The following is a 22,979-nucleotide window of genomic DNA, read 5'->3' as shown; positions in this document are numbered from 1 at the left end:
CATGAACAAAGTGGCAATTACATTTAGATGTGTGGTTATCCTGATCATTCTCAGTATGACGACCGGCTGCTGGGACCGCAAAGAAATGGATGATCTCGCATTGATTATGGGCAGTGGGATCGACCTTACAGATAACGGACTGATTGAGTTATCTTATCAAATTGCGCTGCCAACGGGAATACCGAGTGCTGTGAAATCAGGGGGACCCCAGAAAAAGGTAGTAGTCATCTCGGCTAAGGGAAATGATATTCAAGAAGCCGTTGGCCGAATACAAGAGCAAATGTCCAGATACAGTTATTTTGGGCACCGGGAGATATTCTTAATTGGCGAGAACTGCGCACGGCATGGCCTCAACCAAATTGAGGATCTGTTTACACGATTCCCCGAGACCCGTTACAACAGCTACGTATTAACAACTTATGGAGCAACAGCCAAAGAAATTTTAAGCTCACCCTATCAAATGGAGCTTATTCCGGCACTCGCAATCAGCAAAATACAAAGCAGCAGGCTCAGCTTCTCCGTGAAGTTCGATAAATTTCTGGAGGACTTATCATCGCCTGGAACATCGCCGGTAACTGCAGCAATCCGGGTCGTCCATAAAGGTACCGATAAAGAATCAATTGCAATCGACAGGGCTGCAGTCTACCTTGGCAATAAATTGAGCGGATTTATTCCCCCCGATGAACTTCAGCTGCTGCGCTGGTGGATAGGAGACCCCTATCGCCTGGGATTTACCATTCAAGCTGAGCCGGAAGACAAGGATTACAAAGGAACCATCAGTGTCAAGTCTTCGAAGAGCAGAGTAAAGATTAAGACGTTGATAAAAAATGAGCACCCCGAGGCCAAAGTTTCATTCCGCACTTTAGTCCGGGTGGTCTCTAACAATTCGAGGCTTGATTTGAACAGTGCCCGGGATAGAAAAATTGTAGAAAAACAATTCTCCGAGCAATTGCACACCAGGATCGAGCGCATGCTGACACATGTTCAAAAAGAGATGAAGTCGGATATCTTTGGTATTAGTGAGGAAATCCATATCGAACATCCTTATTACTGGAAAAAAATACGGGACTCCTGGAATGACATCTTCCCCGGAATGCCAGTGACCATAGAGGTTGACATCCAAATTGAACAAATAGGAAAAACGCAAGGCCGTGCTTATTTGAGAAAATAGCAAATCCAAAAAATGAAGAGGATGCTCACAATGAATCTGAAAATCTCAGGCATGCAGGTATTCTGGCTCATCTTCAGTATGAACCTCGGCATGACACTGGTCATGACGATTACACCAAGCCTGCAGGCTGCCAAGCAGGATGCATGGATTTCGATTGTCTTGGCAGGCTGCATCGCATTGCTTATTGCCGTACTGGTAACACAAGTCGCCCGGCTGTTCCCTGGTAAAAGTCTGATTGAATACAGTGAATTGATTCTCGGAACATGGATAGGCAAACTGGTAATTATGATCTATCTTGTTCAGTGGTATACGATTCTCCCGATTGTACTTCGCCAGTTTACCGACCTTGTTAATATAATGCTGCTTCCGGAAACGCCTAAAGAATCAATTATTCTGCTGATGGTCCTGTTAATTACTTATGCGACCTATGCGGGAGGGATCGAAGGGATTGCCCGCTGCAGCGAATTCCTGGGACCGATCATTATGATCATGGTCCTGCTTGTTCTGCTCGCCAATGGTAACAATATTCACTGGAAGCATATCCTTCCTGTCTATGCGGATAGCGGAATAAAGGAGATTATGCGCGGTTCACTGGCCCCTGCTTCTTATCTTGGCCATTCTGTCGAGTACCTTATGTTTGCTTCATTTCTGCGGCAGCCCCGTAAGGAGGGGCGTTATGCGGTCTGGGCGGTATTGGTTGCGAACTTCATGGTACTTATCACCACCATAATGATCATTGTCATCCTTGGTGTCAATGTTAGTCCTAACATGTGGTATCCGTTTTTCGCGATGACTCAAAAAATATCGTTGTTTGGTTTCGTAGATAACTTCGACGCGGTTCCTGTCGTGATCTGGATTTCAAGTGTATTCATTAAGCTGGCCGTCTATCTCTTCTTAGTAAGCTATGGAACCGCCCAATTTCTGAAGGTACGCAACTGGAAGCTGATGATTTGGTTCATTGCTCCGGTAATGTTCGCCTTTGCGCTGATTCCGCAAAATGTAACGGAGGCCACAACGAATTATATGCAGCGCTACTGGGTGCCTGTTGCGTTGCCTGTGAACATGCTGGGCCTCCCAATGCTTTTATTACTTGTTGGATTATGGCGGAAGGTGAAGGGCACTCCCTCTCTGGAGGGTAAATGATTCTGCATTTGACTTCAATCACCCTAATGCAACCATCCCTCCTGTCAATCTCATGCATACCCAGTTTTGATAGAATTGAGCTATCCATGCTAATCATGTTGTCACTTAATCCGTAATTGCTGCCGTCAGCATAATCATTGCCTGTTACATAAATGCTCTGGTCATTCACGAGAGAACCCGGCGGCGAAAATTGCCCATTGTGCATTTTTGCTCATTGGGCAATAATATAGAAGTAGCAAATAGAGAGCAGAGCATCCTCTGCACTCAAGAAAGGAGGTCGCATGGAACTTGAACCCCAAGCCGACACTGCGCGATAAAAAGAAGGAAGCCACGGCCTTTGCCTTAGCCCAATCCGCCTTCGAGCTTGCGCTGGAACTGGGTATGGACGGCTTCATTGTCGATGATGTTGTCCAGAAGGCCGGCTACTCCCGGCGGACCTTTGCCAATTACTTCTCGTGCAAAGAGGAGGCGGTAGCAGAGTATTTTATGGGCAACATTTCAAAAGAGGACAAGAACATACTGTTAACAGGCTTGCCTCCGGATGCAACACCGCTGGATGCCTTGTACAACTTGCTCAAGCTGCAGTTTACTTCCGAGTTTCTGTATCAATTACGCCAGTTCGTATCACTTGCGAATCAGTATCCGTCGCTGGAGCCTTATATCCTCAGCGTATTCCGCCGTTTGCAGATCGCTGCACAGCAGACGCTCGAGCAGTTCTCTCACGGACGTTACGCCGACGGATATACCCATCTTCTTGCAGGTGCTGTCTATGGAGCGTTCGTGCCGATTCTGGACGGACGGCTCAACGTAATGCTGCCGGGAGAAGCACAGGATGAACACTCCGGTGCTATGTCGTTTGATCAATATTTGAATTCCATGTTTGCTTATTTACGCAACGGCTTCTAAACCAGAGATAAAAAGGAGAAACCATTTCATGTCAACATTTCTGTACCGATTGGGAAAATCGGCTTATTCCAAACCATGGTATTTCCTTACAGCCTGGATTCTTATTCTCGGTGTTGTAGGCGCCCTGCTAGGCGTCAATGGCATCCAGTCCAGCTCCGAAATGAAAATTGAAGGCACGGAATCGCAAAAAGTGCTGGATATGCTGGCTGAAGAGCTTCCTGCTGCTGCCGGCGGCCAAGCGAGCGTTGCCTTCACCGCACCTGACGGAGAACGGCTGGACACGCCGGAGCGGACAGCGCTGATTCTGAAGGCTATCAATGATGTCTACAGCATGGACTATATCATCAACCCGGCCGACCTGGCCGCGCAAGCCGCCGCTGCTGCGGGACAAGCTACAGGAGCAGACCCTTCGGCCGCAGCAGGTCAGACTGATGCTGCGGGACAAACCGCTGCCGGTGCACAATCTGCCACTGCTGACCCTTCGGCCGCAGCGGGTCAGACTGATGCTGCGGGACAAGCCGCTGCCGGTGGTCAATCTGCCACTGCAGATCCTTCGGCCGCAGCGGGTCAAGCGGCGGATGCAGCTCAGGCAGCTCCTTACGGACCGCTGTTGGCTGACGGTGTCCCGGTTCCCGGCGTCATGTTATCCGCCGACGGCAGCATCGCCTTGTTCCAGTTTCAATTTACCGTTCAGCAGTCGTCACTGCCATCTTCCGTACCGGATAACATCATCAACACTGTGACCAAAGTCGAGCAGGCAGGCTCTGGCATCACAGCCATTCCGAGCGATTCGCTGAAGAGTATTCCGTCCATCGGATCGACGGAAGCGGTAGGCGTTGTCGTTGCAGCGATTGTGCTGTTTATTACGCTTGGCTCGGTCGTTGCCGCAGGGTTGCCGCTGATCACCGCACTCCTTGGCGTCGGGATCAGCGTCGGCGGAGCGTTTGCCCTCTCAAGTATCATCCAGATGAACGACATCACGCCGATTCTGGCCGTTATGATCGGTCTGGCTGTCGGCATCGACTACTCGCTGTTCATCGTCAACCGGCAGCGACGGTTGATTCTCGATGAGAAATTAAGCGCCGGCGAAGCAGCAAGCCGGGCATTAGGTACCGCCGGCAGCGCCGTATTTTTCGCCGGACTGACCGTTATCATTGCCCTATGCGGAATGCTGGTCATCGGCATTGGCTTCCTGTCGACCATGGCTCTGGTGGCCGCTGTCAGCGTTCTGATCAACGTCCTGCTGGCGCTGACCCTGCTGCCTGCGCTGCTGGGTCTGGTCGGTGAACGGATCTGCACCGCTAAAGCCCGCTCCAAGAACGTTGCTTCCGTTAACAAAGCCCGCCAAGGGTTCTCACACCGCTGGGCGAACGCTACCGTGAAATACCGCTGGATCATCATTATTCTGGTCGTTCTGGGTCTTGGAACAGCGGCGATCCCGGTAACAAAAATGGAGCTGGGTATTCCGTCCGGTGCTTCGGCGAACCTGGACACCCCGGCACGCCAGAGCTATGACATTATCTCCAAGGGCTTCGGTGAAGGCTTCAACGGACCGCTGCTGCTGGTGGCCCAGCCGAACAACCCGTCCGGCAAGATTTCTATGCAGACACTGGGCAAGCTGGTTCAGGAGCTGCAAATGCATGATAACGTCACGCTGGTGTCCCCAATGGGTGTCAATGCGACCGGAGATATCGCCATTATCAGTCTAATTCCAAAAACCGGCCCGACAGATGCAGCGACAAGAGATCTGGTGCAGGATCTGCGCGATCCTGCTTCCGGCCTCGCATCCGGGAATGATGTTAAGCTTGGCGTGACTGGCTTTACCGCCATTAATATTGATATGTCCTCCAAGCTTTCCGATGCTTTCCCAATATATATTGGCATCATCGTAATTCTGTCGCTAATCATCCTGCTGCTCGTTTTCAGATCAGTCATCGTTCCGATCAAAGCGACAGTTGGCTTTATTCTCAGCGTCCTAGCCACCTTTGGCCTTACCACAGCCGTGTACCAGTGGGGATGGCTGCACTCCCTGTTCGGTTTTGACACAGGAGGTCCGCTGCTCAGCTTCATGCCGATTCTGGTCACCGGCATCCTGTACGGGCTGGCGATGGACTATCAGGTGTTCCTGGTCAGCTCCATGCGCGAGGCTTACGTCCACGGACGCCGTGGCAACGACAGCGTCGTTCACGGCTATGATCTCGCCAGCCGCGTAGTGCTTGCAGCGGGCATAATCATGGTTTCCGTCTTCGCCGGCTTTATCTTCGCACCTGACGCGATGATTAAGCAGATCGGCTTCGCACTGGCCTTCGGTATCCTGATCGATGCCTTCATCATCCGTATGACGCTCGTTCCGGCCGTAATGGCAGTCTTTGGAGACAAAGCCTGGTGGCTTCCAAAATGGCTGGACCGTCTGCTTCCGAACCTCGATGTCGAGGGCGATAAGCTGATCGCTAAGCTCCATGCCGAGGGTGGAGAGAAGAAATAAGAAGAGGACGGCTGTTAGACCGTCCTCCCAAATCCTTAAAGAGCAGAGCCTGCGGACAATGTCTGCAGGCTCTGCTTTTTGTATTACAGCCCAATAGATTCATCGGGCGCAATCTCCCGTTCTTTTCTATTTCATAAGGAGTCTTATTAACAAAACTACGACGCTCCCACCGTATCTATTGAACTAGATATATGAACTCCTGTCGCTGTACGCCCTCTCAGTTGCCCGCTTCCCCGGACTTCTCCGTCAGTCCGGCAACGATCTGATTGATCGGATTCGTGAACAGAGCATACAGAATTGCAGCATTCTCCTTTTTGCTCAGCGCATCTCTGGACTTGAAATCAACAGCCCCCTTGGCATCAGCCTTGATGTCAGGTCCGTACAGTCCCAAAGCCACGGCCATCCTCACCGCCGGAACCGCCCATTTATCCGTTTTGCCGGCCAGCTTCACATCTTTGAACAGCTCATCCGGGTACTGTGCGCTGAGCAGTTTCCACACCATTACTGCCGCCTCCTGGCGGGAAATGACCCGGTCAGGCTGGAACTCTCCCCCTGGCGTTCCTTGAACCATTCCGAGTTCAACGGCCATCTGTACATAAGCGGCATCAGGATGACCCTGCAGATCAGGGAATGCCAGCTTCTCTGTCTTGCTCTCTTTTATATTGCTGCTCTCCAGCATCAAGCGCACATACTCGGCACGCGTAGTTCCCGCCTCAGGCTGAAAGCTGAGCGCCGCATCATTCGGCAGATATCCCAGCGACTGCAGCATCATAACCGGGGCCGCATACGGATGGCTCGCGGTGACATCGGCATAGCCGACACCATCCGGCCCTTTTTGCTCATAGCTGTAAGGATTGAGGTACGGTTCTTTCAGATAGGCGCCTTGCCCGCCCGAAGTCATTTCAAAGCCAGTAAATTTCTTGGTAAGCTCATCAATGAACAAATTATCGTCCACCTGACGCAGCTGGCGGGTGCCCAGCAATGCATCGCTAATGCTAAGCGCACCATCTTTTACAGCAACCGTGGAGACTAAGCTCTTGAGACGGAGATCCGCATAGTAGCCGGTGAACGCATCCAGGGCTTCGGCGCTCAGCGGCTGGAAGGTTCCCAGCTTCGCTGGTGCGGCATATTGCGGAAAAAACGCCTGGATAAACGCCGGGTAAAACAGCTCCCGCAGCACGCTTTGCTGATTATAGGCAATAAAAACCCCGGTATTCTGCTCCGGAATCAGGAACATATAAGAGCTGAAGCCGATTAAATCGCCTGCCTTGGTGATAATCTTGGAGCTGCTGCCGGCACCGGGAAGCTGCATGGGTGCTTCGAAGCCGTAGGTGGTATTCGGCAACAACGGATGGATGGAGGAGCGATATTCCTTCATGGCATCTACTGTACTTTTAGCCAGAATGCGGTTATTTCCCGCCACACCCCCATTCAGAAAAGCAGTCATGAACTTACCGATATCGTCGGCGGTGGACAACATGCCTCCATGGGGCATGACGGTTGGAGTTACTGTATACAAGTCAAGCGCCTTGCCTGCGGCATCATAGGCCGTAGCGAGATCTTCCTTCAGCTTGCCTTCCAGCAGGAAGCCGCTTTTATCCATATTCAGCGGTGCAAATACATGCTTCTCCATATAATCCTCATAGGACTCGCGGCTGGCCTTCTCCACTACCAGACCGAGCAACAGTGAAGCGAAGTTGTCATACATGTAAGAAGTGCCCGGCTCTCGGACAACCGGCGGCATGTGCTGCAACACATAATCCTCAATCGATACCTTTGTCCCGAAATCATCATTGATATCTTCCGGCTGGGGATCCTGAATCCGGAACCCAGTGGTATGGGTCAGCAGATCCTTCACCGTTACCGGAACCCCGAAGGGATTCTCGAATTCAATCGGTCCTGTATAGGTCTGAAAATCCGCTTTCAAATCAATTTTCCCTTGCTCTACCAGTTGCATAGCGGCAGCGGCGGTGAAGGTTTTGGATACCGAGGCCATGCGGAAGACCGTTTCATCAGGGTCTACCTCCGTTTTACGGGCCTTGTCCGCATAGCCGAAACCTTCTTCAATCACCGTCTTGCCATCCTTCACCACGATGACAACCGCACCAGCAAGCTGCGCTTTAACCTCTTTCATACTGAAGAATTGCTTGAGGAACGCCGCAGCATTCTCTGTCGTCAGCGGTTTGGCTTGCCCGGTAGCAGATGCCGGAGGAGGAGACACGGGGGAAACGGCAGACGCATGCACCATCGGGGCCATCAGAGTCAGAATCAGGGTAGCGGTAAGTACTGTCCTCATCCAAAAAGCGGGACCGCTACGCAGCATTGACAATTTCATTCACTTCACTCCATTTCCATTAAAATAATAGGTATAGCGGTTATTACGGAATTTTATGGATACGGGTTCATTAAATTCTAGCTCCACTAAGATGAATATAAGATCATATTTGTTTCACCGCATCAGTTCATGCGTGGACAATCTGCCCCTGGAACAAAAAAAAGCTTCAGCCCAATTGAGCTGAAACCTTTGATTTTATGATTACCAGAATCAAGTTTTAATAGCTTTCCATTCAGGACAGCTTGCCCAGTTATAAGGTTTTGGGGGCCAGCACTTCTTCCATTTTCTTTAGCTTTCTGTAAATAACCGATCTGTCCACACTTAATTTCTTGGCCGCTTCTGTTCCGTTCCCATAACAATCTTTCAGTACTTTTTTTATATAACGCCCCTCTGCTACTGCAGTGAAGTCTTTCAGAGTAGACAGCTGATGTTTATTTTTTTCTATGAAGTGGTCTATTGAATACCAATCCGCAACATTATCCTCTTCCTGTTGGCTAATTCCCATGTATTCCGTAACCACAAGTCTTTCGATATAATTCCTTAACTCTCTCGCATTCCCATGCCAAGGCTGACTAAGCATCTTATCAAACTCTTCAGCACTTAAGACATATTTCTTACCGTACATTTGATTGAAGCTGGCTATAAAACTGGAGATTAATCCTACAAGGTCTAGTTTGCGGTTGCGAAGCGGAGGAATATGAATCGGGATCACATTAATCCGATAATATAAATCTTCCCGGAACAGACCTTTTTTTACCATACTCCACAGATCCCGACTAGTAGCTGATATAACACGACAATTGATCGGTATATTAGTAATGCCGCCGACTCGTCTCACTTCCTGATTCTCAAGAACCCGCAATAATTTGGCTTGCATCTCGAGCGGCAAATCAGCAATTTCATCCAGAAATAGAACCCCGTCATTGGCAATTTCGATCATTCCCGTCTTCACTTCCGCCTGCCCTTCAAAGACTCCTTTTTCGTATCCAAACAATTCATATTCAAATCCGGCCGGAGCAATAGCTGCGCAGTTAATCGCAATGAAGGGACCCTTCCACTTTTCACTCTTTAGATGAATATATTTCGCTATAACCTCTTTACCCGTTCCGGATTCACCATATATTAACACTTTACTGTCGTAGGATGCTATTTGGTTGCAGACTTTAATAATTTGTTTCATTGCCAAACTTTCGGCAACAATACCTTTCCCTTTCCCCGCTGCAGCTTCTCCTAATTGCTTGTTGATTTGCTGGGTTACAGGTACATTAGCTTCATAATAGGTGTGTTCCTGTTTGAATTCATTTGAAGTGGTGACTACCAGCTGCACCTCCCCATCCTTATCCAAAATAGGAATAGCTGTCGAGAATATATGAAACCCTCTTGACGTAATGATATTTTTAGATACTTTTTGTTTACTTTGAATGGCTTCCATCGTAATGGAATGACCATAATAGCCTGCCTTCACCAAATCCTGGACATTGGCCTTTAGCAGATCTTCTAATTGAACTCCAATGGTTAAAGCGGTAAAATCATTGGAAATTAATATATTTCCGTTTGGATCGGTGACAAATAAAGTAGAAGGCAATTCTCCAATAATTTCGTCTATCGTACGTTTACCTGATTTTTTATTTCTTTTAGTCAAATTTATCAGTCCTATACAGTTGTATTAACGCTTACTTCATATTTAGAAAAAAAGCCAAATGATATCATTACGTAAATGATACCACTTGGCTAATATACATTACACTTTAATTATGCACCAACAACTGATAATTTCCCCAGCTTCTCAAGGATTTCTTGAGCCTCTTCAAACATAGTGGTAATCATCTCTTCAACCGTGGTAATCTCATTAACCATCCCACAAATTTGTCCTGCCATTACAGAGCCAGTATCCGTATCTCCTTCGAATACGGCTCTGCGCAAAGATCCCAAACTTAATTTCTCTAATTCTTCACGAGAAGCCTTTTCATTTTCAAGTCTAAGGAATTCAGCAATCATACTATTCTTAATACTTCTAACAGGACCACCCAGGCTGCGGCCAGTAACCGTTGTGCTCGTATCATCTGCGGTAATTACTGCTTGTTTGAAGTTCTCGTGAGTAGGGCATTCCACTGTAGCCAGGAACCGGGTTCCAACCTGAACGCCCTGTGCTCCGAGCGCAAATGCAGCTGCTACTCCACGGCCATCCGCAATCCCGCCGGCTCCAATAACCGGAATGGAAACCGCACTAACTACTTGAGGCAGAAGAGCCATGGTCGTTGTTTCACCAACATGTCCGCCTGCTTCTGTTCCCTCAGCAACAATCGCATCAACACCTAATGCTTCCATTTTCTTAGCGATTTTTACAGAAGGGACTACCGGAATTACGATAATGCCATTTTCTTTGAGAGTCTTCATGTATGGAGCGGGCGTGCCTGCACCAGTGGTAACAATCTTCACATTTTCTTCTATAATGACTTGAATAAGTTCAGGGATATTGTTCATCATCAACATCAAATTTACAGCGAAGGGTTTATTGGTGCTTTCTTTTGCCTTACGAATCTCGTCACGAAGACGATCAGCAGTAAATCCGCCTGAACCGATAATGCCTAGCCCTCCCGCATTAGAAACAGCACCTACTAGAGGAGAAACGGCGATCTGAGCCATACCACCTTGAAAAATCGGATATTTAATACCTAATAATTTTGTAATCGACATTCTTAAAAACCTCCATTTTTTGATCGTTTTTGATCGTTAATGTAACTAAGTTTCTTAAGCAGCTTTAGTGGCTTCTGGTTTTGGCTGTTGTTGTTCCATTGCTTTGAAAACAAAGGTTAAGGCAAAACCAACCAAGGAGATAACCAGAGCGATGTAAAAAGCATTCGTGAACATTCCGTCATTAGCTGCTGCAACCTTACCGGCAATTCTCGGTCCGAAGAATGCTGCTCCTGAATAACCGATAAAAGTTACACCATAGTTCACACCGTAATATTTCATACCAAATTTCTCACCGACAATAGAAGGGAATATTCCCATGGTTCCGCCAAAGCATAAGCCAATTCCTACGATGGCTACCGCAAATCCGGCTATTGTTGTAGATAATGCTATAGTCAACATCATGCCCGCAATGACCAGATAGATAATGAGCAGACATTTTACCCGCCCAATTTTATCGGACACAGCGCCCCAGAATACACGACCAATGCAGTTACTGAGAGAGTATAAACTTACATATAGTGCTGCGGCTGCGGCTGAAAGTCCAAACATCTTCTGACCGATTACAGAAGCATTAGCTGTTACCATCATTCCTGACAAGGCACCGATTAAGAACAGGCAGGCTATCACATAGAATAATGGCTTCTTTATCATTTCGTGCCACTCTACATTAACTCCACCCTTAGAAGCTGCAGCAGCCGGAGGCGTCCAGCCCTCAGGGATATAACCGGCCGGAGATGCTTTAACGAGTAGAGCAAGGCTTAGAATGACTACTAAGAAGGCGGCCCCGAGCATTATCAGGGCTGGCTGGACACCATTGCCGCTAATTAACGCGTTAGCTATAGGTGCTATAACGATGGACCCACCGCCATATCCCGCTGTAACAATTCCGGCAGCTAATCCTCTTTTATCCGGGAACAGCTTAACGCTGTTCCCAATTGTAGCTGAATACACAATTCCCTGACCTATTCCGGTAATTACACCGTATGTGATATACAGCATCCAAGGAGCGGTTGCCAATCCGGAAAGAATAAATCCAAGCCCAAACATTGCTCCGCCGATGAATATAGCCTTCTTGGCTCCCCCTTTATCCACCAATTTCCCTCCCAGGATCATTGGAATTGGAGATATAGCCGCGTTAATAGTAAAAGCCATCATAATATCCGGCATCGTAACATTAAATACTTTGGTTAATGGCAGTGCAAAAATACTGAATGCGTATATTGCACCTACACAGATATTAATGATCGTTGATGCAATCAATATCCTCCAACGATTCAACTTTACATTCATGACATCATCCCCTTGTATGGTTTATTAAATCAATAAATAATCACTATACTTCCAATAAAATCCGATTTTTCGCGGCAATAATAGACTTCAATTTTCCCCAGTTTTCCTGGAACATGGCTTGATCCATTTCTTTAAGATTTGGTGAGATCGCCGGTTCAAATTCCATTTGATCCAGAATATGAGTCTGCAAGTCAACACCTGGTGCGATTTCAGTTAGTGTAACTTTTCCATCCTGCAATTCGAATACTGCGCGCTCAGTAACATATACAACGGGTTGCCCAACTTTGGCGGCATATGAACCGCTGAACGTGATTTGTTGCACCTTCTTAATGAACTTTTTTACTTTTCCCTCTTGGAGTATTTGCAATTTTCCATCTTCAGCCTTGACCTCTAGCCCGCCAGCAGTAAATGTACCTGCGAACACAAGCTTTTTGGCAGCTTGAGAGATATTAATAAACCCACCGCATCCAGTTACGCGAGTTCCAAATTTGCTGACATTTACGTTCCCGAACTCGTCTGTTTGAGCCAAGCCAAGGACAGATAAATCGATTCCGCCACCATCATAGAAATCGAACTGCGAGTCATGATCTACAATAGCCTCAGAGTTATAAGCATGACCGAAGTCTTTCAGACCTGCGGGAACACCACCAATCGAACCCGCCTCTGTTGTCAAAATCAGTTGGTCGCTTACTCCCTCTTCTGCTGCTATGTTTGCAACATTAACCGGAATTCCAACCCCAAGATTCAAGATCGTATTCGGTTGAAGCTCTACTGCAGTTCGGCGGGAGATGATTTTGCGCTCATCCAGCGGTAGGGATTCAATTGACTCTGTAGGTACTTTTACATGACCGGAGAATGCCGGATTATAATGAGTGTTTTCTGTCTGGTAATGATTTTCCGGTTTAGAAACAACAATATAATCTACTAAAATCCCTGGCACTTTAACATCTTTAGGATTAAGCGTGCCACACTTTGCGACCGTCTCTACCTGGGCGATAACTATGCCTCCCGAGTTGCGGACAGCCTGAGCGATAGGCAGAACCTCCATATGCAGGCCTTCTTTTTCAAGAGTCAAATTGCCATTCTCATCAGCCACGGTTCCGCGGATCAAGCCGATATTAATAGGGAAAGATTTATAGAACAACCACTCTTCGCCCTCTAATTCAATAACCTTCACTATGTCTTCCTTCGTAGACGGGGACATTTTTCCGCCTTCGACCCGAGGATCTACGAACGTCTCCATGCCTACTTTGGTAATCACACCAGGACGTTTAGCTGCAATTTCCCGGTATAGCTGAGTAATTACACCTTGGGGCAAATTGTACGCTTCACATTTGTCTTCTTCGATGAGCTTAGCCATCCCGGGAGAAGCAATTGCAATTCCACCAATCCATCGTTTAATTAATCCCTCATGGCCTAAGTGGCTCATTCCTTTGTCGCGGCGGTTGCCGACTGCACTCGCGTGCATTACAGTCAAATTCTTCGGTTGTCCTGTTTGCACGAAGCGATCTTCAATGGCTATTCCCATCTCTTCTGCCCAGCATGATAATCCAAACCCGCTGGCTGCAACTGTATCACCATCTTTAATTAGTTCCGCTGCTTTTGCGGCTGAAATTACTTTTGTCATTTAATCTGCTCCCTCATATGTGAATATTTTCACTTTTTTGATTAAAAAATAAAACTATTGCTTCGCATGCCTTAAATCTCTTGTGAAATATTTCGCAATGTCATCGTATTACAGAAAAAAGAACGGGTCAACAGGCCCGAAATAGCTCTAAATCAAGGTTTTTTTCTGTAGATTTTTTGCGACTCACTCTTTTGAACACTCTCTTTTTAAGCGCATTTTTTCTTTAATGATTAATAAGCGTGTTGGAATAGACAGGTGAAATTCAACTCTATTTTTTTCTTATTCGGATTAGATGTAACAGTCGCAAAATAACCACACTATTTCATTCATCTTGTTTAAAGGTTATAAAAACAACCTGGAGGTGACCTTTCATATTAGCGAATTATTCAAATTCGTGCAGATTGCATTTTAAGATATTTTATAAATATCAAGAAAAAAATAAAATATTTTTCCCATGTTGCGTAAATTGCATTTTTGCAACACCTGAATCTCTTGAAAAAGACAGAGCTGTATGAAATGCATCAGCGCTCTATACGAGAATTTGAAACACTTGATCAATTAATGGAATGGCTTGAAGGATTTCTGAAAGAAAAAGTATTGATGCTAAGTTCCATGTGGAAGCAAAATGTTAGAAAGGAAGTGGCCGAAGCGAAGCGGTATGTAATGAATCATATTGGTGAGAAGGTGGGAATGGAAGAAATGGCGAACCGCCTTGGCCTGAACCCTACTCATTTTAGCCGTTTATTTAAATTAGATACTGGTCTCACTTTCATTGAGTTTGTTACTAGAATAAAAATGGAGCGTGCTCAGGATCTGTTAAATCAAAGTAACCTCACTATTGTAGATATTGCAGAGCAGTTAGGGTATGACAATGCCAGCTATTTCATTAAACTCTTCCGCAACTTCTCTGGTATGACCCCTGCTGAATTCCGTAAATCCATCTAAACATCCCATACTGAAAAATGGTCACCGAGGCGGGAATACAGTAAGAACAGCATAGCTTGTAATGACAAACAGCGCGCACCGTAATATGCCAGTGCACGCTAATGATCAGTTATTATTCTCTGTATAGCTCAGCTTTGTTTGCAATCCGCTCAAGCTCCGTTGCTCCATTGACTGTATGCTTCCAAAATCGTGCTCATCCTGAGATTATCCGTAACGCGGACGAGATAGTCAGCTTGATGTAAAGATTCCGCTGCTCCGATGCCAACCGCGAACATGCCTGCCCGTTTAATAGCCTCAATGCCTGCAGCCGAATCCTCTATCCCAATGCAAGCCTTATACGGAACTTTCAGATAATCCGCTGCATCGGTGAAGGTTTCTGGATCCGGCTTGCCATGCCTTATGTTGCTCGCGTCAACAATATAGTCAAAAGCACCGGTCAACTCCAGACGCTCCAGTACGAACGGAGCGTTTTTACTCGCCGAGCCAACGGCCAGCTTAATGTTCGCTGCCCGCAGCTCCTTAATCAAAGTGTCGATGCCGGGCAAAATATCGTTTGGCGAGACAGACTGAATTAACCAAGTATAATGTGTATTTTTCTTGGCCGCCAGCCGCTCCAGTTCATCGATCGTCCGTACCGGTTGCTTAGGTGAAGAAGCAATGATCCGCTCTAGCGACTGCAGTCGGCTGACTCCTTTCAGTTGCTCATTCAATTCTCTGTCAACTTCAATTCCAAGCTCTTCGCCGAGCTGTTTCCAGGCCAGGAAGTGAAATTCCGCTGTATCTGTAATCACCCCGTCCAGATCAAAAATCACCGCTTTGGGAAGATTACTCACTGCGCCCCACTCCTTGCTTCAGCCATTTCACACTCAGTTGAAACCACTCGGAGAGATGCAAGTGCTGTAACTGCTCCGCCGCTTTGACCGTTTCATCGGCGAGCGACATGCCATGCGGCCCTTTTTCAAACATATGCAGTTCACAGGGTACCTCATTGCGGAATAATGCCTCAGCCAGGCCAAATAAATCCGTCGGTAGAATCACCGTATCTTGATAAGTGCCCCAGATGAATGTGCGGGGAAGCTCTGAATGGATATAATGCAGCAGATTTAAAGAATCTTTCTCTTCATCCGACAAATTCTCTTTGCCCATCAGGATTTCACGGATGCTTGGCCCTCTCATATCAGGCATCAAGCCTTTCTCCATCAGTTCAATGACGAAATCGGGAGTTTTCTCGGAACGAGGCTCCAGTGTAACCGCCGGATAACCAAGCAGAATTTGATTGGGCTTGATTTGGGAGGCGCGTAATCCCGTACCTTCATTAAGTAGGGGCTGATTATGATAAATCCCCAGACTAAGCGCAAGATTCCCGCCGGCAGAGAAGCCAACCACTGAAATATTGTCTTTGTCCACAAGCCATTCATCCGCATGTTCCCGAATGACAGCCATCGCATGGGCCAACTCTAGCAGCGCAGTGGGAAACGGATTATCAATTTTCACCGAATAGGATAAGACAAAAGCGTGGTAACCCATTCTGCTGTAGGCGAGCGCTACCGGTTCTCCTTCATTTTGGGAAATGACGTTATAACCGCCGCCAGGGCAGATCACAACAGCTGGACGCACCAGGTTTTTTCGGTCGAATTCTCCATCATCCAGAATATAGGTGGTGAGTGTAGCTGCTGAGTTATCCAGCAGCGGAAGCTTTTGATGAATCACAGTAAATCCCCTCTCTATAATTTTGTATCCCATTTATCGCAAAACGGATCAACAGGGCTCTTGCCTACAAACTCCGATACGCCCATCAGCTTCTCAATCAGCAGCGGCAATGTATACTCATTGACTCCATAAGTGTTAATGTAGGTCTTGACACGCGGAACATCAAGTAGATGATATGGGTTCTCTGTAGAAATAAACACTGTCGGAATAGAATTAATATAATTTGGAACATTGATGCCCATCGGATTAAGCCACTCAATCCGGACAGCTGTCTGATTGGACTTGGTTGCCAGATTACACAGATAGACTATAATATCATAGCTTTTTTTCATTTCTGTATAAGAGCCCTGCAGTCCTTCGTAGACGCCCGTTGGCTCAAAAAGGGTTACGGAGAATCCCTCGTTCTCGAGCAGTGGAATAAATGAAGCCGCCAGGCCACTGGTCTTGTTGTAACCTAGCGCGTTAGCCTCACTCTCGATGCCGTAAAGCAACACACGAGGGAAACGCTCCGGTATAATAGGGAATACTCCCTCTTCCTCTTTAACTAATGTGATGGATTGATCAGCGATAGCTCTGGCAGTTTCCCGGTGGCTATCATGCCTAAGCACCTGCTCAGCCTTGGCAAGTACCGGTACATTCTCCCGCTCATGCAACTTGAGTGATGCCTTGAGCCCCAGAATGCGGAGAACAGCCTCATCTAATCTGTTAGTGGAGAGCATACCTGCCGCCAGACCTTCCCGCATAAACTTCACATCTTCTTCCAGGTTTTTCGTGAACAGGAACATATCGCAGCCGTTTTCAATCGCCCGGGGCACCAGCTCATTTCTCGGCATCGGAATGTTCATCCCCGCCATCGTTGTCGCATCGGTGATAATCAGTCCATTGAAGCCAAGCCGTTCCCGCAGCAGCCCACCAAGCAGCTCGCTTGCCAGTGATGCGGGCAGAATGTCCTCATCGCGAAGAGACGGATTCAAAAGTTTGGAGTATTCAGGAAGGACAATGTGCCCGACCATTACCGTCTTGGCTCCTTCATCGATCAAATGCCGGTACACACTTCCGAAGGTATGGTCCCATTCTTCTGTTGTTAAGGAATTAACAGAAGTCACAAGATGTTGATCCCTCTCATCCACACCGTCGCCAGGAAAATGCTTGATCGAAGCGGCCATGCCCTGCTCCTGGCAGCCCTTCACATAAGCGGCCCCCATTGTTTTAACCCGCTCCGTGCTGCTCCCGAAGGTTCTTGTATTGGTGATGGGGTTGCGGAAGTTGAAGTCAATGTCGACAACGGGAGCAAACGCATAGTTGGCGCCTACGCTACCGCCTTCAATAGCGCATATTCTTCCTAATTCGTAAGCCAACTCATCGTTTCCGGTTGCGGCAACTGCCATATTCGAACCAACTTTGGTGCCGTCACTAGTTATGCCCTGTCCGCCCGCCTCCAGATTGGCGGCTATAAGCAGAGGAATCTGCGCCGACTTCTGCAAGGTTGATACAGTGGCAACCACTTCTTCCTTGGCCATAGAACGGCACATCAAACCTCCGATGCCAATCTCTTCTGCAATATGCTTCAAGAACGGTTCATCCTGTTTGTAGCCAACCATGAAAAACAACTGCCCGATCTTTTCCTGCATCGTCATTTTCCCGAATGTCACTTGTACCCATTTCATGTCTTCTTCATTCAGATTAAATGGCTTCTCTCTCAAACGGTTAATATCCACTTCTCCCACTCCTATCTTTACTGCGATTGTCGCCTAATGCTTTTGTTTTTGGCACCGATTCTGATTTTCTTGGAAAATTCGCGTATCTTCTCCTGATTAGAGGTATATCCCATGAAAGCCACAATGAACACACCAAGATTAACGGTCTGTATAGAGCTGTCAATCCCCATGACGACCATGCCATAAGATAGGGCATTCATTCCCAGCGCACCGGCAAAAATCCCAAGGGGGATATTAGAGAAACGTGCCAAATAAAGTCCAACCAATACCGGCCCCATTGATGAGAACATCAGCGAGGTGGAGCTTAGATTGTTAGCCGGTGACACCAATACCGTGGAGGCATTGATAACAGCGGCAACGCCGAGCAATGCACCCACTATCAAATAAGTAATAATAATATTCTTTTTCTCTTTAACACCCATATTGACCGCCAGACGGGGACTAGCCGAAAGTGAACGCATATCATAACCAAATTTCGTCCGGCCCAGCAGAATATAGAACAGCGTCATAGTAATCAGCAGCACAACATATATCCATGGAGACCGGGCAAAAACAGTTAGTTGGGGATGCATGTACAGTTGTGTCCCAGTCCCGCCATAGACGATGCCCGACAACGCTTCGTACACCATCACTACACCAAGTGAAACAATGATGGTCGGAACTCTGATTGCCAGGTACAGAACACCCTCCAGCAGACTAAGAACCACCGCAATTCCCATTGTCAGCAGTAAAAGTGTCATTGGACCCCCGTCCAAATCGATCGCCAGATTACTGCCAATTATGCCTGAGAGAATAATAATAATCCCTGGTGCGAAGTCCCATCGCGCTCCCGACAAGGGCAACGCGATGGCATAGGCTATAATCGTGGATAGCACGCTATTTCTAATGATTCGGTCAAATGCCCCTGATGTTGCATAGCCTGACCGATCCATCATGAAGGTAATTAGCAGAAAGATTACATATACTAATACTGGGAACAAAAATGTTTTGAGCAAACCCCAAACTCTCTTAATCCAAAGATTCTTCATGCACTCACTCCGTTACATTGGGACACGTAAGGCCATCCCCTGATCTATTCATTTCTGGCCTGTTGAATTTCTGGCAAGGTACGGCTGGTTAATGCCTGCAGCGATTCCCATGTAGCGGATTCGTTGAAGCTCAGCATTACTTGCTTAAGTTCATCAGCGGTAACCGAACCTTTCGACTTGTCGGATGGAATCACATATTTGTTGAAATTATCAGTTTCTTCTACTGAGCTCAGCGTTACATAGTTGACTCTTCCATTAGGCTGCCAATCGGAATACACTTTTCCATGAATCCGGTCGTACAGCTGCGCAAAGGCGTTGGCTACAATCTGCGTGTAATTGTTTGTTCCAGCCATCAAGACATTGCCACTCGCAAGACCCGAACTTGTAGAGTTGTTATAGCCCAGCGCAAGCAGATGGATTCCGGGAGAAGAGCTGTTCAGGATAGCCGGGTAAACAAAGTCCATCCCTGAACCCAGACCAAAGATCGTATCCACTTCCGGATGCTCGGAGATGATTTTGGTTACTGCATCACTTGCATTCTCTGGCGCGAAGGAATGGTATTCCGTTGGATAGATAGTAACTTGATGGTCAACGTCCAATTCTTTCATTTTCTCAGTCAGACCCGAAATGATTGCCGGAGCGTCCAAGAAAGCAAACTCAGGAAATGAAGTGACTCCGATATTTCTGGCCCCTGCCCGGTAAGCCTGCTCAGCATACAAGGCACCCAAGTCCGCCGGGTTGTCGCCGAATTGCTTGATCCCTCCGACAAAGTAGTCACTGGCTATACTTCCATCCACATCCCCCAGCGCTACCGAATAATACACACCGGCTTCTTCCGCCAAGCTCACACTTTGTTCAAGCGCGGTATCATAACCGCTTATGACTCCATCCACACCTGAGGCAAGAAGATTCTCAAGACCTTTAATATGGTCCTCCTCGCTTGAACCCACGGTTGCATAATTGAACTTCACATTGAAATTTTCTTCCAGATAGGAGCCGTAAGATTTGATTTCCTGGCCTTGAATATCCGTATAATTGTACAACATGACCCCAATGTTAATCTGATCCTTCTCTTTGCCGCCTGTATTATCGGCTTTGTCACCACAGCCGGTGAGAACGATTCCAACCAGCATCATAAGCACGCTTAGAATAAGGGTTACTTTACTTTTTTTCATTGTTTATCCCTCTTTTACATGAATTTTTTAGAATTACCGGGGCATAACCTCAGAAGAAGGACGCTTGAGCAGCAGGAACACCACGAGTAAAAATACAACACCTTTCACCAAGGAGACCATTTCAGGAGCTACTCCCACCATGACCAACCCGTTATTGAGTAAAATGTAAGTAATGCTGCCTACAATCGCCGAGCTCATTTTCGCTTTGCTGCCTCCGTTCAGGGATAAACCACCCAGAATGAGGGCCACAATGACATCCATCTCCATTCCGGCTCCCGTGTTCTCGCTGATGACCGTTGAACGAGCTAAAGATAAGATGGAAGCAAAGCCTACCAGCACACCTGCCAGAGCATAGCCGGTGATTTTAGCCTTTTTCACCTGTACCCCGCTTTGCATAGCTGCCAGGGAATTGTCGCCAATGGCCCGGTTATATTTACCAATTTTTGTGTAATGAAACAGCACGATTCCTATCAGACCTATTAGAATAAGAAAAATCAGAATAAACGGAATGTTTCTGCCGAGCAGCTTGAGCTGTTCTGTATCCACAACGCTAAGTTTTTCGGTCGCCGTCGATACCTTATAGGTCACCAGCCCTCTAGCAATAAACATCACCGAGAGGGAGGAAATTACCGACATCAGCCCAAACTGTATAGCGATAAACACATTAAGCAGATAACAAATGACGGATACGACAATGGCAGCTAGGATGCCAACTGCAAGCGGTGCTCCAGCATTCAGCGTATAAACCGCAGTTAAGGAGCTCAGCGCCATAACCGCCCCTACTGATATATCCATGCCGCCATGGGAGAAGATAAAGACCATTCCTACTGAAATCGTGAATAGTACAGCAAGCTGCTTGATAATCGTCCGCAGGTTAAAGCTTGACAGCAAGTCCCCACCGGTCAATAGGGCAAAGACTACGATGACAAGCGCCAAACCTGCATATTGAATTAATGTATTTTTATTTTTTTTTAGAAAGCCGAGAGTGCCCGGGAATCTTCCCCTGCCGAGTCTTCCTTGTGTAGCTGTATTGCCGTGTTCCATTAAGCTCCCGCCTTTACTCTAAATCATGTGTTCAATTAGCATAGCCTCACTGAGATTCTCCGCCCTGGAGAACTCTTTGCAGATTCTCCCGTCCTTCATCATCAGAATCCGGTCGCTCATACCAATCAGTTCCGGTAATTCCTCTGAAATCATCAGTATGGAATACCCTTCTTTCTTCAAAGTATAGAGCAACTGGTACATAGTGGTTTTAACACCTACATCCACACCTCGGGTAGGACTGTCTAAAATCAGAATTTTCGAGTGGTTCCCGATCCATTTGCCGAAGGACACTTTCTGTTTATTGCCTCCCGACAATTCCCCTACGTTCTGATTCATACTGCTGGCTTTAATCTTCAACCCCTCAATCTGTCTCAAGGCAAACCGTTTCTCTTCGCCGGGCAGAATCAAACCAAAGTGTGAAAGCTGGTCCAGCGCGGACAAAACCAGATTATCCTTGATCGACGCTTCCATAATTAGAGTTTCTTTATCTCTGTCCTTGGATACATAACCGATCCCGCTGGCCATTGCCGCCTTAATACTCTTCAGTTTGCGGGGAATAGCAGGAGTGCCGTCCTCCTTATTCTCATAGACAAGGACCTCTCCCTTCACTGGCTTTAGACCCCCATACAATAACTTGCCCAACTCATGCATTCCGCTGCCTGACAGCCCGCCTATCCCCAGAATCTCACCTTTGTGCAGATCCAACTGGATGTCCTTCAAAACGGAGCTGCTGACATTCCTGACCTGGATCATAACCTGATCGTCATAGGAACCATCGTAATCAACCCGGTAATAATTTCCTTCAATGACCCTGCCTACCATGGATTGCTTAATGTGATTCTCATCAAAATCCTGCTTCTCAATGCTTGTAATCAGTTCGCCGTCCCGCATAACCGTCAGCACATCGCAAACATCCATCAACTCACTAAGATCGTGGGAAATAAACAATACGGCCTTATTCTGGTCTCTAAGCCTGCGCATAATCTGGTGGATCAGAACTCTGCCTTCATGCGACAAAGCGGTAGTTGTCTCATCGACAATGAACAATGTAGGATCATAGTACAGGGCTCTGGCGATTTCGATCAGCTTTCTCTGCTCAAAACCTAGCGTATACATGGGTCTGGTTACATCGAGCTCACGCAGCTCAATCAGTTCCAGCGCTCGCTCCGCTTCCTGATTCATTCGTTTATAATCGACGAATCCCCGCTTAACAAACCGCTGCTCCTCGCCAAGAAACATATTCTCTGCAATTGACAATTCGGGAATGGTGCCCGTCTCCTGCACAATCATTGAAATCTTATGCTCCCTCGCATCGAGTGTGTCCTTGGGACGGTAGGTTGCGCCATCAATACGCATTTCACCGCTCGTGACGGACAACAGGCCGCTCATCATGGCCGAAATGGTTGATTTACCGGAACCGTTCTCTCCGATAAGACCTCGAATTTCTCCAAGCTTTACATTCATGCTGACTTGATTAACAGCGGTTACATCATTAAATTTTTTACTTATCTGCTTGGTCTCCAGAAAAACTTGCTTATCCATATCCAACATCCCTTTTGCCATATGATATCGCTTACCCCACGAATATATCCTAACATGTACTACAGCTAATCTTAACTGTCCATGTTAACTAGATTAGAGCATAAATTTAATCTATAATAAGAATCCAAGTACTTCCTATTGCAAATTTCGAGCTTTTAGATTA

General features: G+C 47.0%; 17 protein-coding genes. 5 read left to right on the top strand and 12 right to left on the bottom strand.

Annotated elements, in window-relative coordinates:
- The first annotated feature begins 1 nt into the window (after position 1).
- From NYE29_RS18835 to NYE29_RS18820, 4 genes are all read left to right on the top strand, one after another.
- Entirely contained in the window at positions 2-1,171 is a 1,170-nt protein-coding gene (locus NYE29_RS18835; protein ID WP_340897043.1) for a Ger(x)C family spore germination protein, read from the top strand.
- 30 nt (positions 1,172-1,201) lie between these two features.
- Positions 1,202-2,314 carry a GerAB/ArcD/ProY family transporter gene (locus tag NYE29_RS18830; RefSeq protein ID WP_340897042.1) on the top strand — a complete coding sequence of 371 codons (1,113 nt, stop codon included), beginning with the start codon at positions 1,202-1,204 and terminating at the stop codon, positions 2,312-2,314.
- A 288-nt stretch (positions 2,315-2,602) separates the two neighbouring features.
- Positions 2,603-3,220, top strand: coding sequence for a TetR/AcrR family transcriptional regulator (locus NYE29_RS18825; RefSeq protein WP_340897041.1), 618 nt, complete (start codon positions 2,603-2,605; stop codon positions 3,218-3,220).
- 28 nt (positions 3,221-3,248) lie between these two features.
- Positions 3,249-5,705 (top strand): MMPL family transporter, encoded by a 2,457-nt coding sequence (locus tag NYE29_RS18820; protein WP_340897040.1) that lies wholly within the window; start codon positions 3,249-3,251, stop codon positions 5,703-5,705.
- A gap of 217 nt (positions 5,706-5,922) precedes the next feature.
- Here the strand turns inward: NYE29_RS18820 and NYE29_RS18815 are convergent, their stop codons facing one another.
- From NYE29_RS18815 to NYE29_RS18795, 5 genes are all read right to left on the bottom strand, one after another.
- Positions 5,923-8,040 (bottom strand): serine hydrolase, encoded by a 2,118-nt coding sequence (locus NYE29_RS18815; RefSeq protein WP_340897039.1) that lies wholly within the window; start codon positions 8,038-8,040, stop codon positions 5,923-5,925.
- Positions 8,041-8,290: 250 nt separating this feature from the next.
- Positions 8,291-9,682, bottom strand: a complete 1,392-nt coding sequence (locus NYE29_RS18810; RefSeq protein ID WP_076109922.1) for a sigma-54 interaction domain-containing protein — start codon at positions 9,680-9,682, stop codon at positions 8,291-8,293.
- 110 nt (positions 9,683-9,792) lie between these two features.
- Entirely contained in the window at positions 9,793-10,737 is a 945-nt protein-coding gene (locus NYE29_RS18805) for a DUF561 domain-containing protein (RefSeq protein WP_340897038.1), read from the bottom strand.
- A gap of 54 nt (positions 10,738-10,791) precedes the next feature.
- On the bottom strand, positions 10,792-12,027 hold the full coding sequence (locus tag NYE29_RS18800) for an L-lactate MFS transporter (RefSeq protein WP_076109924.1): 1,236 nt from the start codon (positions 12,025-12,027) through the stop codon (positions 10,792-10,794).
- A 43-nt stretch (positions 12,028-12,070) separates the two neighbouring features.
- Entirely contained in the window at positions 12,071-13,654 is a 1,584-nt protein-coding gene (locus NYE29_RS18795; protein WP_076109925.1) for an acyl CoA:acetate/3-ketoacid CoA transferase, read from the bottom strand.
- A gap of 492 nt (positions 13,655-14,146) precedes the next feature.
- On the opposite strand from NYE29_RS18795, the gene NYE29_RS18790 reads away from it, so the two are divergent.
- Positions 14,147-14,599, top strand: coding sequence for a helix-turn-helix domain-containing protein (locus NYE29_RS18790; protein ID WP_340897037.1), 453 nt, complete (start codon positions 14,147-14,149; stop codon positions 14,597-14,599).
- A gap of 149 nt (positions 14,600-14,748) precedes the next feature.
- On the opposite strand, the gene pgmB is transcribed toward NYE29_RS18790, so the two are convergent.
- From pgmB to NYE29_RS18755, 7 genes are all read right to left on the bottom strand, one after another.
- Positions 14,749-15,432, bottom strand: coding sequence for a beta-phosphoglucomutase (pgmB, locus tag NYE29_RS18785; protein ID WP_076109927.1), 684 nt, complete (start codon positions 15,430-15,432; stop codon positions 14,749-14,751).
- Entirely contained in the window at positions 15,425-16,309 is an 885-nt protein-coding gene (locus tag NYE29_RS18780) for an alpha/beta hydrolase (RefSeq protein ID WP_076109928.1), read from the bottom strand. The genes pgmB and NYE29_RS18780 overlap by 8 nt, the downstream gene beginning before the upstream one ends.
- A gap of 14 nt (positions 16,310-16,323) precedes the next feature.
- A complete protein-coding gene (locus tag NYE29_RS18775) occupies positions 16,324-18,027 on the bottom strand; it encodes a glycoside hydrolase family 3 protein (RefSeq protein ID WP_306080816.1) in 1,704 nt (567 codons plus the stop codon).
- A gap of 17 nt (positions 18,028-18,044) precedes the next feature.
- Entirely contained in the window at positions 18,045-18,962 is a 918-nt protein-coding gene (locus tag NYE29_RS18770; RefSeq protein WP_340897036.1) for an ABC transporter permease subunit, read from the bottom strand.
- A 137-nt stretch (positions 18,963-19,099) separates the two neighbouring features.
- On the bottom strand, positions 19,100-20,230 hold the full coding sequence (locus NYE29_RS18765; protein WP_076109931.1) for a sugar ABC transporter substrate-binding protein: 1,131 nt from the start codon (positions 20,228-20,230) through the stop codon (positions 19,100-19,102).
- A 33-nt stretch (positions 20,231-20,263) separates the two neighbouring features.
- The gene (locus NYE29_RS18760; protein ID WP_038587535.1) at positions 20,264-21,274 is read right to left on the bottom strand and encodes an ABC transporter permease; all 1,011 of its coding nucleotides are present in this window, start codon (positions 21,272-21,274) and stop codon (positions 20,264-20,266) included.
- An 18-nt stretch (positions 21,275-21,292) separates the two neighbouring features.
- Positions 21,293-22,816, bottom strand: a complete 1,524-nt coding sequence (locus NYE29_RS18755; protein ID WP_340897035.1) for a sugar ABC transporter ATP-binding protein — start codon at positions 22,814-22,816, stop codon at positions 21,293-21,295.
- Between the last annotated feature and the right edge of the window lie 163 nt (positions 22,817-22,979).

The sequence above is a fragment of the Paenibacillus sp. FSL M7-1046 genome (genome assembly GCF_038007405.1).
Classification (GTDB): domain Bacteria; phylum Bacillota; class Bacilli; order Paenibacillales; family Paenibacillaceae; genus Paenibacillus_AQ.
Note: the sequence above shows the minus strand (reverse complement) of the source record. Positions and strands in the feature narration are given on the sequence as shown.